The sequence below is a fragment of the Streptomyces jumonjinensis genome, from assembly GCF_009600885.1.
In the GTDB taxonomy this organism is placed as follows: Bacteria; Actinomycetota; Actinomycetes; order Streptomycetales; family Streptomycetaceae; genus Streptomyces; species Streptomyces jumonjinensis.
Genome location: NZ_VCLA01000023.1, coordinates 1 through 15,019, shown reverse-complemented (window position 1 = coordinate 15,019; position 15,019 = coordinate 1). Strand labels below are relative to the sequence as shown.

The 15,019-nt window shown below is 72.1% G+C and carries 8 protein-coding genes; 1 reads left to right on the top strand and 7 read right to left on the bottom strand.

Annotated features, from left to right (window positions below; all coding sequences use genetic code 11):
- Positions 1-13: 13 nt before the first annotated feature.
- The 7 genes from pglW to FF041_RS02715 form a co-directional block, all read right to left on the bottom strand.
- Positions 14-4,678 (bottom strand): BREX system serine/threonine kinase PglW, encoded by a 4,665-nt coding sequence (gene pglW, locus FF041_RS02740; protein WP_153520865.1) that lies wholly within the window; start codon positions 4,676-4,678, stop codon positions 14-16.
- 153 nt (positions 4,679-4,831) lie between these two features.
- On the bottom strand, positions 4,832-6,064 hold the full coding sequence (locus FF041_RS02735; protein WP_323391050.1) for a hypothetical protein: 1,233 nt from the start codon (positions 6,062-6,064) through the stop codon (positions 4,832-4,834).
- Positions 6,058-6,555 (bottom strand): SWIM zinc finger family protein, encoded by a 498-nt coding sequence (locus FF041_RS40260; RefSeq protein ID WP_323391049.1) that lies wholly within the window; start codon positions 6,553-6,555, stop codon positions 6,058-6,060. The genes FF041_RS02735 and FF041_RS40260 overlap by 7 nt, the downstream gene beginning before the upstream one ends.
- Positions 6,556-6,636: 81 nt before the next feature.
- Complete coding sequence (locus tag FF041_RS02730) at positions 6,637-10,611, bottom strand: caspase, EACC1-associated type (RefSeq protein WP_153520864.1); 3,975 nt, start codon at positions 10,609-10,611, stop codon at positions 6,637-6,639.
- A complete protein-coding gene (locus tag FF041_RS02725; RefSeq protein WP_228387999.1) occupies positions 10,608-11,063 on the bottom strand; it encodes an effector-associated constant component EACC1 in 456 nt (151 codons plus the stop codon). The genes FF041_RS02730 and FF041_RS02725 overlap by 4 nt, the downstream gene beginning before the upstream one ends.
- Positions 11,064-11,193: 130 nt before the next feature.
- Entirely contained in the window at positions 11,194-12,243 is a 1,050-nt protein-coding gene (locus FF041_RS02720; protein ID WP_153520863.1) for a cytochrome d ubiquinol oxidase subunit II, read from the bottom strand.
- 94 nt (positions 12,244-12,337) lie between these two features.
- Entirely contained in the window at positions 12,338-13,642 is a 1,305-nt protein-coding gene (locus tag FF041_RS02715; RefSeq protein ID WP_153520862.1) for a cytochrome ubiquinol oxidase subunit I, read from the bottom strand.
- A 272-nt stretch (positions 13,643-13,914) separates the two neighbouring features.
- On the opposite strand from FF041_RS02715, the gene FF041_RS02710 reads away from it, so the two are divergent.
- On the top strand, positions 13,915-14,844 hold the full coding sequence (locus FF041_RS02710) for a LysR family transcriptional regulator (protein ID WP_323391045.1): 930 nt from the start codon (positions 13,915-13,917) through the stop codon (positions 14,842-14,844).
- Positions 14,845-15,019 lie beyond the last annotated feature (175 nt).

Genomic DNA, 15,019 nt, shown 5'->3' with positions numbered 1-15,019 from the left:
TCCCTCGGTGGCGTCAGGTCTTTTGACCCATCGTCACATGAAGATCGCCGCCCCGGTGCTTGTTATCGACCCAGGAGTCCGGGAGTTCGATCCACTCCCCCAGGCCCGCCTGATACGCCACGGCGACCTGGCCCAGTTTCGGCTCCCGTGACGGGTCGGCCTGCGGGACCAGCAGCCACAGGCCCCGGCCGCCCTGGCGGGCCGCCTCCGCGAGGCGGTCCAGGATGCCCATCGCGTCGTACCGGGCGAACGCCGCTGCTTCCGTCAGCAGGACCGGACCCGAACCCGCCTCGGCACCCAGGAGCGAGCGTATCCGGGGCTCCACCGAGCCCCACGCGGTCCGCGCGTACTCCGCGAACTTCACCGCGCCGCGCGAACCCGCCTCCGCGACATCGGCCTTGAGCAGGGTCTCCCAGGTGGGCTTCGAACCCTCCGGGGTCAGGGCGTGCATCGCCTCAAGGAACAGCTCCGTCACCGAGACCGTCTGGGCGCCGATCCGGTCCGCGCCCAGCGCCCGTACCGCGTCCCAGGAACGGTCGCGGTGGACCGTCAGCACCCGGTAGCCGTCCCGGCGGGCCGAGGCCGTGAGGCGTTCCTCGGCCCGGACCGCGCCTGCCAGCAGCGGATCGTCGGAGTAGCGCGTCACCGCGCCCACATCGGTGGCCTGGCGCCATGCGCCGGTGGTCAGATAGCTGGACGCGCTGTCCAGCCGGGTGGGGAGGTAGCGCGGGGTTCTGGTGTCCTCACGGGTGGAGAGGGTGAGATCGAAACCGGCGTCCCGCAGCGCCTTGGTCAGCGGGGCGTCGACCGGCAGTTCGTGGGTGGCGGCGCCGCGCGCGTCCCGCAGGACCAGTTCGGGGAAGCGGGCGCGCACCCGCTCGTGGACGTCCTCGGCGGTGACTCCGGGCTGGCGGCCCTCCGGCACACCGGGAATCAGCCGCACCAGGCCGGCCTGGGTGAGCCGCAGCGCGCGCACCAGCGGGAGATCGCGGCGGTAGATCTCCAGCCGGGGGGTGGCCGCCGCGTTCAGCGAGGCGGCGGCGGCCAGCTCCACCAGGCGGCGCTCGTCCCACTCGACCGCGCCCGGCGTCGGGGGCAGGGCGCCCAGCTCGCCCAGGACCGTGGTCGCGGTCGGCAGGGTGTCCAGGTCGGCGAGCCGGTCGGCCCTGCGGCCCAGGCGCATCGCGTAGTCGAGCAGGCCCGGCGCGGTCGGCGTGTCCGGGGCGTCGGTCTCGCGGACGTCCAGGGCCAGCAGTCCCGCGCCCAGTGCCTCCTCGGTGGCCTTGCGGTTGGGCTGGTGCCGGAACTCGGCCTCGGCCGGCTCCAGCTGCTCCACCTCCAGCACGGCCCGTACGGCGGCCAGTGCCAGCGCTCGCCGCTGCTCGCGCTCGGAGAGCTGGGTGCCTCGCCGTACGGCGAGGGCGTCGGCGATCTCGGCGGCGGAGGCGACCCTGCCCAGACCCAGCAGGAGCTCGATGATCTCCTGGCGCAGGGACTGCACGGCGGGATGCTTCTTCCAGCGCTTGCGCTCCTCCTTCAGCATCTGCGGGATGCGGCCCGCCGACAGGGCGAGCGCGTCCGCGACATCCTTCTGTTTGGGCCAGACGCCGATGTCGGGGAGCTCGCCGCGCTCATTGGGGAGGCGCAGCAGCAGCCGGACCATCTCGACCTTGTTGTGGTTGGAGCGGTTGTTGTTGAGCTCCGGGACGAAGATCGTGGCGAGGGTGTCCAGGCTGACAGAGCGGAGGGCGGAGCCGGTGAGCCCGCCCGCGCCTTCGGTGGCGGCGAGCTTGCCGAGCAGGACCGACTCGGTGGCGGAGAGCTGGGCCAGCTCTTCCCTGGCCTCGGCCCGGCCCCTCGGGGTCAGCGGCGAGATCGGCGCCTCGCGCAGCCGGTCGCCCCATTCGCGCTGGCGGCGCTGCACCTCGCCGCGGGTCTTGGCGCCCAGCCCGGGGGCGTTGAGAAGCTTGCGGCGGCTGTAGTCGAGCAGCTGACCGACGGTGTTGACGCCCAGTCCGTAGAGGAAGGACTCGGCGGCCGGGGTGAGACCGGCGCCGGACAGATGGGTGTCGCGGGTGGCCTGCGCGGCCAGCAGCTCGCGCTGCCGCTCGGCGGTGATCGGCTCCGCGTCCGCGATCCCGGGCTGTCCCGCCTGCCCGGTCTGTCCGGCATCGGGAGACACGGCCGTCTCCGGGTGGCGGGAGCGGTGGCTGGACGGCACGGTCCGCGAGGCGTCCAGGAAGATCTTCTTCCAGGCGTCGCGCATCGGCTTCAGCTCGGGGAAGCGCTGTGCGGTGTCCCGGTGCAGGGCCTTGTGGAAGAAGGCGACCAGGCCCTCGCTGACGGCGGGATCGAAGGCGTCGCGGGCGATGGTCGGGTGGGGATGCTCCTTCGGGTCCGTCATCCTCGGCAGCACCGAGCCATCGCCCCACCTGGGCAGTTCGCCCGAGGCCATCTGGTGCAGGGTGACCGCGACCGCATACCGCTCGGCGTGGGAGTCGTAGGCGGTACGGGTCAGGGCGCCGATGAACGGGTCGAGATAGCCCTCGGTGCCGGCCTCGTGGTCCTTCGCCGGGTATCCGGCGAGCGAGAAGTCGATGAGGACCAGCTCGCGGGTACGGTTCGGGCGGATGCGGATGGCGATGTTGTCGGGCTTGATGTCGCGGTGCCAGACGCTCTCCCCCTCCAGGAAGTCGACGGCGCCGAAGAGGTAGTCGCCGTACGCCTCCAGCTCGTCGATCAGGAGCCGGCCCCGCTCGCGCAGCTGGCGGGCGACGGTCTCCTCGCGGCGGCGGGTGCGGGAGGCGCCTGACTCGGTGCTCCCCGCGCCGGATCCGGCCGGAGGGTCCTCCCGCTCGTCGCCCACGTACTCCAGGGCGAGGAGGGTGCGTCCGCCGATGCGCAGGGGTTCCGGCTCCACGAGACGGATGACACGGGAGTCCGGGCGCAGCCCGCCCATCACCCGGGCCTCATGGACCAGGATCTCGCCCCGGCTGTCGGAGAGCGCGACCTTGAGCACGGCCAGCGGGCGGGTCCGGCGTGCCTCGGCCTCCAGGTCACGGACGAGGAAGGCCCGGCTGGTCGAGCCGGTGCCCAGGCGGCGGCGGACCTCCCAGCGGCCCCCCAGCACATCGCCCGCGACGGCTTCCAGCGGATCCTTCTCGGGGGCATCGGGCGAAGGCGCGGCGGCCGGGGTGGTGAGGGTGTCCTCGACCAGCTCCAGCATCTCCAGGAACTCATCGATCGTGGAGAGCCGCTGCCCGGGGCGGTAGGCGGTGGCCGCCTGCACCAAGTCGTCTATGTCCTCGGAGAGGCCGTCCACCAGCGAACTGGGGCGCAGCCCCTCGCCGGCCTCCAGCCGGGCCAGCAGCTCCGCCTGGCTCGCGGCCGGCGGCTTGCCGGTGACCAGCAGATAGGTGAGCACGCCGAGGCCGTACACATCGAGAAAGACCGGATCGGCGCTGAGGGCGGTCAGCTCGGGGGCGAAGTACGGATCGGAGCTCTCGGAGAGATGCATCGCGGAGAGCGCTGTCGGGGCGAACCGGGTGGCTCCCGGGCCGGTGCCGGTGCCGGTGCCGCGCTGGGTGGCGATCTGCCAGTCGGAGATCTGGAGGTGCGGGGTGAGCCAGGCGCCGTCCTCGCCGGGGGTCTGTCCCCGGCCGCCCCGGGCACGCGGGATCACATGAACGGATCTGGCGGCCAGCGCCCGGTGGTGGATACGGCTGGAGTGCGCGGAGCGCATGGTCTCGGCGAGCTGCCGGACGAGCGCCATCCGGCCGAGGATGTCGAGCTTCCCGCCGTACCGGAGGAGATAGTCGTCCAGGCGCAGGGTCGCCGGGTGGTAGTCGAAGATCAGCGCCGGACCCGCCGAGTGCCCTGACGGGTCGTACTGCTTGAGCTGGACCACGCCGGGGTGGCTGAACCGGCGGAGCACCGCCGCTTCCCGGCGGGCCGCGGCCTCCACGGACTGCCGTATCGAGGCGTCCGAGCCCCGCTCGCGCAGATAGAGGCGGACCCGGACCTTCTCGGGCAGTTCGGTGTGGGTGGCCTCGTAGTCGGCCCAGGTCGGTCCGGAGTCGAAGGATTTCCGCTCCAGTTGGTACGGGCCGACCTTGTACTCGGCGTCGCTGCGGCGGATGCCGACCCGCTCCAGGGCCGCTTTGATCTCGCGGGAGTCGATGGCGGTGATGCGTCGGCGCTCGTCGCGCGGGGGCTGCTTCAGCAGCTCGATCAGCTCGGGAACGGTGTGGACGCCGTGCTCGTCGTGGGCGGGGAGGCGCACCCGGAGCGCGCCGTCCGTGAAGCAGACGGCCTCGGCGACCCACACCCGTTTGCCGTGCTGCCCGAGCAGCCCGGCCAGTTCCTTGGCCTTCTTGTTGACCAGATGGAGCGGATTGCCGTGCGGGCGGCGGTGACCGCCGGGTGTGATCTGTACCCAGGTGCCGTTCTCGCTGGTCAGCGAGCCGTGCCAGTCCTTCAGCTCGATCATGCATACGCCGCCGGGGGCGATGACCAGGAGGTCGACCTCGCGGACGTGCCCGGTGTTCGCGGTGAAGGTGAAGTTCGACCAGGCACGCCATGGGTCGGAGTCGGGGAGCTTCTCCCTGATGGCCTCCAGACCTCGGCGCTCATGATCGAACTCGGACTCGGTGACCGTGGTCCACCGGCCTTCCCGCATGTGCCGCACCCCGCTTCCGGACTTCTGTGCTGACGAGCCGCCGCCTCGGTCGCCGGACGGCCGAAAGCTCTGCGGAGATCCTAACGGCGGCCTCTGACAATCGGTCAGCCGCGAAGAGGCGGGCAGGGGGACCGGTCCGGCCTCCCGCCCGCATCACCGAAGACCGTGCCGGTCGAGCATCGCCATCAGCCTCCGCTTGCGCTTCTGGTCGGCGCGCAGGCCGGCCAGGTAGGCGGTGAACTCGTCCTCGGTGCCCAGCGCGCGGTGGCACGCGCGAGCGCTGAGCAGCAGCTCGGTCAGACGCTCGTACGCGCTGTCGCCGGTCCGGGTGCGGAACGGCGCGATATGGCGCAGGTACACGGTCAGGGCGTCGGCCGGACGGCGGTCCCGGAGCCGGTCGGCCAGGGTCAGCCACTGCCGCTGATCGGCGTACCCGTCGACGGCGGCCTGCCAGGCGGCGTCGTGGTCGCCGTCGTCGATCAGGGCGTCGACCAGCACGGCGCCCCCGCACTCATGGCTCTTCCGGGACCGGACATCGGCATCGGCATCGGCGCGCAGCAGGTCCAGCGCGCTCGTACGCTCGGCGCCGTCCCAGCGTCCGGTCGTGCGGGCCGCCGTGCGCAGAGCCTGGTAGGCGGCGAGCGAGCGGCGGCCCTTCAGCACGTCCCGGTGGACCGTCACCACGTCGGCCGGACGGTCGGCGCGGAGATACCGCTCGCAGACGAACTCCACCAGACGCGGGTCCGGGCCGCGGTCGGGTCCGGCCTCGCGCAGGCCGCGTTCGGCCCACTCCAGGGACTCGGCCGGGCGGCCCGCGCGTTCCAGTTCCTGGGCGATCAGCAGATGGGTGGCGCCCGTGGGAGACAGATCCGCCGCGTGGACGGCGATCAGCGCGTCCACGCTCCCCTCCGACCTCAGCAGTTGCTCCATGAGGTACTTCTCCGCCCAGCCCTTCGGGTTGCGCCGCCATGCCTCGGCCACCAGCTCGCGCGCCCGGGCCAGTCCCGGCTCGCCCAGTACGTCCGTGTAGTCGGTCAGGTCGATGTCGGTGGCGTCGTTCAGATCGCCGAGGAGATGCTCCACCAGCCAGTCGGCGGTTCGCACCGGGTCGGGCCGGGCTGCCCGGCAGGCGTCCAGATGCGCCTCGGCCAGCCCGCTCGCCACCGTGCCGATCACCCCGTCCGAGTCGTCGATCTCCCCGTAGGTCCGGCCGAGGGCGCGCATGGCCTCCCGGGACGCCTCCACGGCGTCCGCCGCCCGGCCGCTGTCGGTCAGGGTGCGCAGCGCGGTCACCGCCTCGGCCGCCTGCTGTCCATAGGCGTGGGCGTCGGCGTACTCGATGTAGCCGTACCGGGCGAAGGCCCGGGGGTCGAGGAGGCTCAGCACCCGCTCGCGTACGGCGCCGAAGTCGTCCCCGGCGGTCGCCGCGCGCAGCTCCAGCCGGCGGCGCAGGTCACGGTCGTCCGCGAGGTGTCCCGGACCAGCGACAGCAGTTCGTCGCGGCTGCGGGACTCCAGCCAGGCGTCCAGCTGCCGTCGGCGGGACACGGCGGCGGCGCGCTGCCGGGGTACCGACTCCGCCTGTCCCAGCACGGTCAGGCCCACGGCGACGCAGTGCTTGCAGAAGTTCCCCTCCTGCCCGTACGGACAGTCGCACCGGCCGGTGAGCCCGGCCGCGTGCGCTCTCTGCCCCGGGTGCTGTGGGTGCTGCGTCAGCTCGACCCGGTACGCCTCGGTGCCGTCGACCGTCGCCGTGATCGTCCCGTCCCCGATCTCCAGATCGGACACCGAGGACCGGTAGCCGAGCCCCCGCTCGAAGGAACGCGCTCCGGCCAGCCGGCGCAGGTCGCGTTCGGTGAAACCCACCGCGTCTGTCATGCCGTTCATTCAAACGGAACGGGGCGAGGGCACGCGGCCGATACCGTCAACGGCCCTCCCCCGCTGAGCCTTTCCACAGGCTCAGTCGAACAGTGATTCAAGCACCGGGCCTCCGGTCAGAATCCGCCATGCCGGCACCCGGACCGTACGCGCCACCGGGCAGGTATCCGCTCCCGCGCCGCCGGACGGCAGCCCCACCAGCAGGTCACCGCGCGCATGCGTCAGCCGCATATGCCGTGCGGGGTCCTGACCGTGGTGCGGGCCCATGTCGATCAGCACCGCCGTGTTCTCCCCGTCCACCGTGAAGAGCAGGTCCACCAGGTGCCCGCCGACCGTCGCGGCCCGTTCCAGAGCGGTGATTCCGCGTGACCCGAGGTACTGCTGGAGGCGGTCGGCGAGCTCTTCGCGATGCCTTGGCACCGACGTACCGGACCCTCGATACGGATCGGGGACGCCGTGGGCGCGCTCGCCGAGTACGACGGACCGCTCCGCGAGCAGTGCGGGCAGTCCCGCCTGTCCCCGCCAGAACGCGTGGCTGCCCACGGTGAGCAGCTGCGACTTCGCCCGGGTGACCGCCACGTTCCACAGATTGACCTGGCTCGCCGCCCAGTGCGTCGTCCGCGGCGGTGTGTTGTCCGTCGCGACCGGGCTCAGCACCATGACATCCCGCTGCCCGCCCTGAAAGGCGTGCACGGTGCCCACCCGCACCCGTTCGTCGTCGGCCCACACACGTGCCAGCGCCTCCTTCTGTGCCAGGAACGGCGTCACCACCCCGACGGTGGCGTGCTCGGGCAGCCGCGTGAGCAGCTCGTTCACCGTCCGCCGTACGGTCTCGGCCTCGGCCGCGTTGCGCCAGGACCGACCGTCGCCGCCCCGGGCGGAATCGCCGTCCGGTACATCGATCCAGCCCAGCACCGGCGCCGGAGCGACGACGCCCATCGGATCGAGGGCCGGCGCCTGTGTGCGGACGTCGGTGAGGACCTGAAGCCGTCCGGCGTAGCAGTAGCCGTTCACCACGGCGGCGATGGCCGGGTGGCACCGGTAGTGCTCGTCCAGCAGCAGCGCCGTCTCACCGTGCTGCGCCGCCGCGTGGTAGGCGGAGTACACATGGTGGGTGAGCCGGTGATCCTCCAGGACCGCCGCGCTCAGCCCCGACCTCACCCGGGCCTGGCGCTCCTGCTCCGCGGTGATGCCCGCGATGTGCCCGAGCTGCATGGGGTCGCCGATGATCAGTGCCCGCTTCGCGCGGAAGAGCAGCGGCAGCACCGACGGAATGGAGCACTGGCTGGCCTCGTCGATCACCACGAGATCGAACAGCTGGGGAACCAGTTCGAGCTGGCGCACCGAATGGGTGCTGATGGCCCAGCCCTTGATGTGCGCCAGCAGATTCCGCTGGCTCTTCTGATAGCCGGAGCGGCGGCGCAGCGCCTGGAGCCGCTGGCTCATCAGTGAGTGCCCCCGTGCCATCGCCTCGGCGGCCACGGCCCGGGACAGCTCGCCCGACACCTCGGACAGCCCGGCCGCACTCGCCAGCCGCGCCTGTTTGAGTTCCTCCTCGTCCCGGCGGAGATGGCCGGGTACGAGTTCCCGCAGGGCCCGTTCCACGCCCACGGCATCGGCGAGCTCGATGAGCAGCTCGGGCGGAGCGGGCCGCTCGGCGGCCCAGGCCGGCCACGGGCTCGCCTGGTCGGCGGAGAGGGCGGTGGTGCGGGCGGCGGCGGGGGCGGTGGTGAGCGCGGAGAGGGCGGAGGTGAGCGCGGAGAGGGCGGTGGTGAGCGCGGAGAGGGCCCGCCCCCTGCGCCACCGGCCGAGGGAGAACCATCGCGCCCCGGCCGCCTTCCGGGCGCGCTCCTCCCAGCGGACGAGAGCGGCGGGCCCGGCTCCCGCCCAGAGCCCTTCCAGCAGTTCCACGGAGAGCCCGAGCCCGGCCGCCCGCTCGTCCCGTTCCCGTACCAGCTCCAGCAGCCGCGTCTCCTCACCGACCAGCGCGGCGGCCTCGGCCCGCTGTGCGGCAGCCCCCGCATGCCGGTTGCGCAGGTCCCCGGCCACGGTCGCCGAACCGCGACTCGGCGGCTCGACGGGCTCGGCGAGCAGCCGTTCCAGTGTGGCGGCCTCGCGCTCCAGTGCCGCGGAGTTACCGGTCCGCATGAGCAGTCCTGGCGAGATCGCGTCACAGCGCTCGGCGACGACGTTCACCGCCTCGTTGTTGGTGGAGGCGACGAGCACGGACTGGCCTGCGGCGAGGGCGGTGGTGACGACCGCGGTCACGACCTCGCTCTTCCCGGTGCCGGGCGGCCCGGTGGCGACGGTGAGCGGGCGCGTCATCGCCGATGCGATCACCCGTTCCTGGCTCTCGTTGCAGGGGCCGGGGGCGACCACGGCGCCGAAGGCGTCAGGGTCGGCGTCAGGGTCGGTGTCCGGACCGGTGTCCGGACCGGTGTTCGGACCGTCTCCGGTCAGGAGCGCGCCCAGCGCCGTACCCGGGATCTGTCCGGTACGCGCCGATATCTGGAGCAGGTTGTCCACCAGGGCCCCGGTGGCGACGCGCTCCACGCCGGAGGGCACCAGCAGCACGGCGGCGTTGTGGGCGCCGGGCCGCAGCGACTGCATCACGGAGTGCTCGCTCAGCACGGACAGATCGAGGGGCTCCAGCTCCGGCAGGCCGAGTTCCGTCAGCAGCTCCCGCACGGCGCGCACCATCTGGGTGCCGTTCCCCTCCTGCCAGGTCGGCTGCCAGCGGGCGAGGAGGTCGGCGGCCTCGTCGTCCGCCAGGAGTTCCGTGATCACACCGGTGTGGAGCGCGGGCACTCCACTCGGGCGGAGCGTGTCACGGCCGTTCTCGTCCGGAGCGAGCTCCATCGGCTGGATCAGCAGCGGAGCGATCCGTACCGCGGTCCGCCGCCGGCCGTCTCCGCCGCGCTCGGGGAGGGTGACGGCCGGGTATCCGTACCAGTACTCCTGTGGCGCGTCGACACGCGTCGGCACGCCACCGCTCCGGGGTTTCGGCAGCTTCTTGGGCGCGGGCAGGACCGCGCCGAGGCCGGACTGGATCGTCTCGGAGCCCCGGCCCAGCAGGAAATAGGCGGAATCGAGCCCCTTGTCCCGGTCGGGCAGTGTCCCTGACGCCGCCTGCGCCGTCAGGCAGTGCACGTAGTAGCGCAGCAGCCGCTGCCACTCCACACCGTCCTGGGCGTGGAGCGCGGCCAGTTCCCGCGCCTTGAGCAGCGCGGGGGAGCTCGGCACGGACTCGGCGGCGCCGGGGGGCGGCGGCGGAAGACTGACGGACCGGGCCACCGAGCGGGCGAGAACAAGGCTGTGCGTGGCGCGGATGGTCGACTTGGTGGGCCGCTGCTCCTCGGGGACACCGTCGCGCGCCATCTGGGAGGTCAGATACTCGAAGAGGTCGTCCGGTGTGATCCAGCCGGCGCTCTCCTTGATCCGGCCGGTGCGCAGCCCTTCCACGATCTCGCCGGTGAACCGGGAGGTGCCGAGGGAGGATCCGGCCGGGGCCATGGCGGAGGCGGCCTGGAGGGCGTCGGAGGCGGTGATGAAGTAGACGCCGGTCGGCTGGAGCAGAGTGCTGGGCCGGGGCCGGTCACTGGAGTCCGTCGCGCCCTTGGCCGTCCACCCCTGGACGACGGAACCGCTGGAACAGCAGTCCAGCAGCACGATCTTCGAGGAGGCGCGACAGGACTGGAGCGTACGCTCCAGGAACTCGGCGGAGACGGCCGTGCCCGGCAGATCGTCCGGGTCCGTGTCCCGGGTGAGGAAGTACAGCTGGTTGTCCGCCTCGCAGAACTCCCCGTGCCCGCTGAAGTAGAGCAGGGCCGTCTCGCTGGACTGCCGGTCCTCCAGAAACGACTCGACGGCGTGCAGCATTTCGGCGCGTGTGGGCTCCGCGACCATGGCGCAGTCGTTGTACATGCCGATCTCGGTGCTCTCCAGGACCGCTCGCATGTAGTGCAGGTCGGCCCGGACGGGGGGCAGATCGTGGTAGCGGTCGCTGTCGTACATGGATACGCCGATGAGCATGGCGTACCGGTCGTTGTCGCTCATTCCGCGTCCGGCCCGCCCTCGCCGCTCCTGGTGGCGCCGGCGCTTCCGGTGGCGTCGGCCCTCCCGGCGGCGTCGGCTCGGTCGGCGGTACCCGCGAGGAACCGTGCGATGTGCTCGTCGTCGGCACGCGCCTGCCTGCCGGAGATACGCAGTGTGGCGCCGTCCGGACGGGTGACGATGACGGTCCGCTGCGGCACACGGGCCAGCCACGCCTGCACGCCGGTGACGACCAGGGCGGCCCCGCTGAACACCAGCCCGACGACGTCGGTGACCTCAGCGCCCTTGTCGGCGCCGTGGGCGGCCCGTGGGCCAGGGAGGTCGAGGGCGGCCTCAGGGTCGGCTTCGGTGATCGCGGCGAGCAGTTCCCGTGCGTCGCGCCGGGCGCGCAGTGGGTCCTCGTCGACGATGGAGATACGGCACTCGGCCGGAGGCTCGTGGATGGCGGTGCTCATGCTGACTGTCCCCCTATGGTTCCCCGTGCGGCAGACACACGGACCCACGAGGCTATCCGGGGACCGGACTGCCGGGCCCGCCCATATCCGAAAGCCCTTCCGAAAGCCCTTCCGCGAGCCCTTCCGCGACTCAGAAGTAGTCGGGGTGACGGCGGCCCGTCCGCCCCCGGAAGGCCCACCAGCTCCATGTCTGATACGCGAGGATCACCGGGATCACCACGACCCCGAACACGGTCAGTATCTTCAGCGTGGCGCCGTCCGCGGCGGCCTCATGGACCGTCAGTCCGGTGCCGGCCGAGTCGATCAGGACGTACGGGTAGTGGCCGGCCCCCACGAGGAGTACGGGCAGCAGGGTCGCACAGCAGGTGGCCGCGAACGCCCGGGCGCGGTGTCCGTGGGAGAGCCAGTGCCAGGCGGCGGCGAGCGCCGTCGCGAACAGGGCGGCGAGGACCGCCGAGGTCAGGCGGTTCGTCATCGAGGCGCCCGCGCCGAAGAGCGTCAGCAGCAGCGCGAGGGAGCCCGCGGCGCCGACCGCGCGCAGCAGGGTGGTGCCCGCTCTCCGTGCTCTGGCGGCGGGTTCGGGGGCGGAGCGCAGCGCGACGAAGGCCGCCCCGTGCGCGGCGAAGAGGAGCGCGGTGGTGACGCCGCAGGCCAGCACGAACGGGGTGAGCACATCGCCGGGCCCGATGTGGAAGGTCCCGTCGGCCCGGCGGGGTATGCCGTGGAGCAGCAGGCCCAGGACGAGTCCCCAGCACAGGGCGGGCAGCGCGCCGCCGAACACGATCAGGGCGCCCCACCGCCGGCGGGCGCGGGCGCTGTGGGCACGGCCGCGCAGCTGGACCACGGCGCTGCCGAGGGCCAGGCCGACGAGGATCGCCACGATCAGCGGGTACAGGCCGGACAGGAGGGTGCCTTCCAGATAGGGGAAGGCGCCGAACATGACGCCGGTGAAGGCGACCAGCCAGACCTCGTTGCCCAGGAAGAACGGCGCCATGGCGTCGAGGGCGGCGTTCCCTCGGGGGCGCTCGGTCTCCCTGTGGGCGTGCTCGGTCTCGTGCCCCCCTCTTCGGCCGCCGAGGAGGGGGTGCAGCATCTGGACGCCGTAGTCGTAGCCGCCGAGTACGAAGTACCCGGCGAGAAACAGGCCGAGGAGGGCCAGCCAGAGGGTCTCCAGACTCATCTCGCTCAACTTTCCATGGGGTTGGGGTGGTGTGTTGCACGTCAGCGCGGGCCGGGCCGGGCCGGGCGCAGAAGGCCGGCCGGGCCGGGCCGGCTCAGTAGGCCGGGACCGTCGGTCTCTCGTCGGCGTCGTCCCCGGGCACGTCCCCGGGCACGTCGTCGGGGAGCGGCTCGGTGGCCCCGAGCTGGGCGGCGTCCGGGCCTCGGCGGGCGAAGCGGGCGATCAGGGTCCAGTTCGTCACCGCCAGCGCGACGAAGACGGCGATGAACACGGCGCAGGACACGGCCAGTGAGGCCCTGCTGACGGGGGAGAGCGCGTCCTCGACCGTCAACTCGCCGTAGACGATCCAGGGCTGGCGCCCGACCTCGCGGACGACCCAGCCGGCCAGGGAGGCTATGAAGGGGAACGGGATCATCGCGGTCATCAGGCGGGCGAAGGGGCGCCAGCGCCACAGCCGGCCCTTCCACAGCAGGACGACGGCGACGATGGTGACGCTGGAGACGGTGTAGCTGATGACCGTCATGGCGTCCATCGAGATCCGCAGCCAGTCGTGCGCGAACACATAGTCGCCGGGCCCGTGCTCCTCGACGAGCCGCGCCTGCACCTGGGCGATGTCGCCGTTCTCCAGGGCGGCCGTCTTCATGGGCTGGTTCCGGCGGATCAGGGGGAGCTGCGCCTCGCCTGCGGTGACGACGAACCAGGCGGCGGGCGTGCCCACCAGGAGCCCCAGGCGCAGGGAGCCGCGGAACAGGTCGGTGTCCTCGGCGCCCCGGGCGAGGTGGTAGGCGCTGATCCCCATGACGAGGACGGCGCCCGTCGTCAGCGCGGCGAGCGTGATGTGGGCGAGCGCGATCAGCGCGTTGGGGTTGGTGAGCAGCGCCCCGAAGTCGGTGAGGTAGGCGACGCCGTCCCGGACTTCGTAGCCGACGGGGTGCTGCATGAAGCCGTTGGCGATCATGATCCAGTACGCCGACGCGTACGCGGTGAGCGCGACCAGCCAGATGAGCGCGGTGTGCACACCCCGGCGGAGGCGGCCCCAGCCGAAGATCCACATACCGAGGAAGGTGGACTCGGCGAAGAAGGCGATGAGGGTTTCAAGTGCCAGCGGGGCGCCGAAGACATTGCCCGCGAACTTGCTCAGGCCGCTCCAGCTGAGCCCGAACTGGAATTCCATGACGAGGCCGGTGACGATGCCGACCGCGTAGTTGATGAGGTAGAGCTGGCCCCAGAAGCGGGTCATACGCTCCCGGACGGCTCTCATGGCGGGATCGCGGGTGAACGCGGCCCGGGTGTGCATGATCGCCACGATGGGGACGAGCCCCATGGTGAGGATCACGAACAGCCAGTGGATACCGGTCGTGGCCGCGAACTGGAGCCGGGCCAGCTCAGCAGCGCTCATGATGCGACCTTCCTGGGAGGGGGGCGGGTGGCCGGTCGGACGCCGGACGTACGGGGCCGGGGCCGAGGGGGCGCGGTACGGCCCCGGGGCCCTCGCTTCGCGTGTGCGGACGGACACCGAGCGCCGGGCACCGGACGTCGAGCTCCGTTGCCCGTCGTCCGTCATCCGCCGTGCGGTGGCCCCGCTGAAGACCGTAGGGAGCATCGCTTATGCATTCCAAGACCGTTTTCGCCATGTGAAGATGACGTGGAAGGCATAAGTGAAGGTGGACCGTGGATCTGCTCCAGTTGCGCTACTTCCAGACCGTCGCCCGTTACGAGCACATGAGCCGCGCCGCGGAGGAGCTGCGCGTCGCCCAGCCCTCGCTCAGCCGCACCATCGCGCGCCTGGAGGCCGAGCTCGGCTCCCCGCTCTTCAGCCGGCAGGGCCGCCGCATCCGGCTCAACCAGTACGGCGCGATGTTCCTGCGCCACGTCGACCGCGCCCTGAGCGAGCTCGACGACGGCCGCAGAGCCGTCCGCGAGGCCCGTGACACCGGGCTCGGCCGGGTCGGCGTCGCCTCCGAGACCCTGCTGACGGTCACCCATCTCCTCGGCAGCTTCCGGGCCGCCCATCCCCGTGCCGACGTCCGGCTCTTCCAGTCGACCGCGGAGGAGATGGAACGCCGGCTGCGCTCCAGAGAGGTCGACTTCTGTGTGGCCTCACAGCCACTGAACGGCGCGAACCTCGACTCGATCGAGCTCGCCCGCGAGGAGGTGCTGCTCGCGGTTCCGCCCGGGCACCGGCTCGACGGCCGGGAGAGCGTGACGATCCCCGAGCTCGCCGACGAGCCCTTCGTCACCACGCGCCGGGGCCACTGGCAGCGCGCCCTCCTCGACCGGCTGTTCTCGTCCGAAGGGCTCACCCCGCTGCTCTCCTGCGAGGGCGATGAACCGGGCGCCAGCCAGGACATGGTCAGCGCCGGCCTCGGCATCGGCCTCATCCCGGCGACATCCCGCCGGATCGGCACGGATTCACACATCCCGGTCGCCTGGGTGCGCCTGGACGCGCCCGACTGCCACCGGGTGCTCACCCTGGTGTGGAACCGCGACGCCCATCTGTCCGACGCCGCCCTGAGCTTCCGTGAGTTCACCACCGGCATCCCCTTCATGACCCACCGCCTGCCCGACCCGCGCCGCGAGCCCGCCCACGATCCGTCCTAGGGAGTGTCTTCAAAGTAGCGTCGTCCGCCCGGAGGGGGGTCCCCCCGGGCGAAGCCCAGGGGGAGGGTCTGGCGGGGTCTGGTGCGTGCGATCGCAAGGCGGAGGAAGGAACCACTGCGGTGGGGGTACCTCCCGTGCCGCTAGGCACAGGGGGCCATTGGCGACTGACGACAAC

Bases quoted from the DNA above. Each gene is read 5' to 3' on its own strand.
- FF041_RS40260 (WP_323391049.1), bottom strand. From the start codon at position 6,555: ATGACAGACGCGGTGGGTTTCACCGAACGCGACCTGCGCCGGCTGGCC.
- FF041_RS02725 (WP_228387999.1), bottom strand. From the start codon at position 11,063: ATGAGCACCGCCATCCACGAGCCTCCGGCCGAGTGCCGTATCTCCATC.
- FF041_RS02715 (WP_153520862.1), bottom strand. From the start codon at position 13,642: ATGAGCGCTGCTGAGCTGGCCCGGCTCCAGTTCGCGGCCACGACCGGT.
- FF041_RS02730 (WP_153520864.1), bottom strand. From the start codon at position 10,611: ATGAGCGACAACGACCGGTACGCCATGCTCATCGGCGTATCCATGTAC.
- pglW (WP_153520865.1), bottom strand. From the start codon at position 4,678: ATGCGGGAAGGCCGGTGGACCACGGTCACCGAGTCCGAGTTCGATCAT.
- FF041_RS02720 (WP_153520863.1), bottom strand. From the start codon at position 12,243: ATGAGTCTGGAGACCCTCTGGCTGGCCCTCCTCGGCCTGTTTCTCGCC.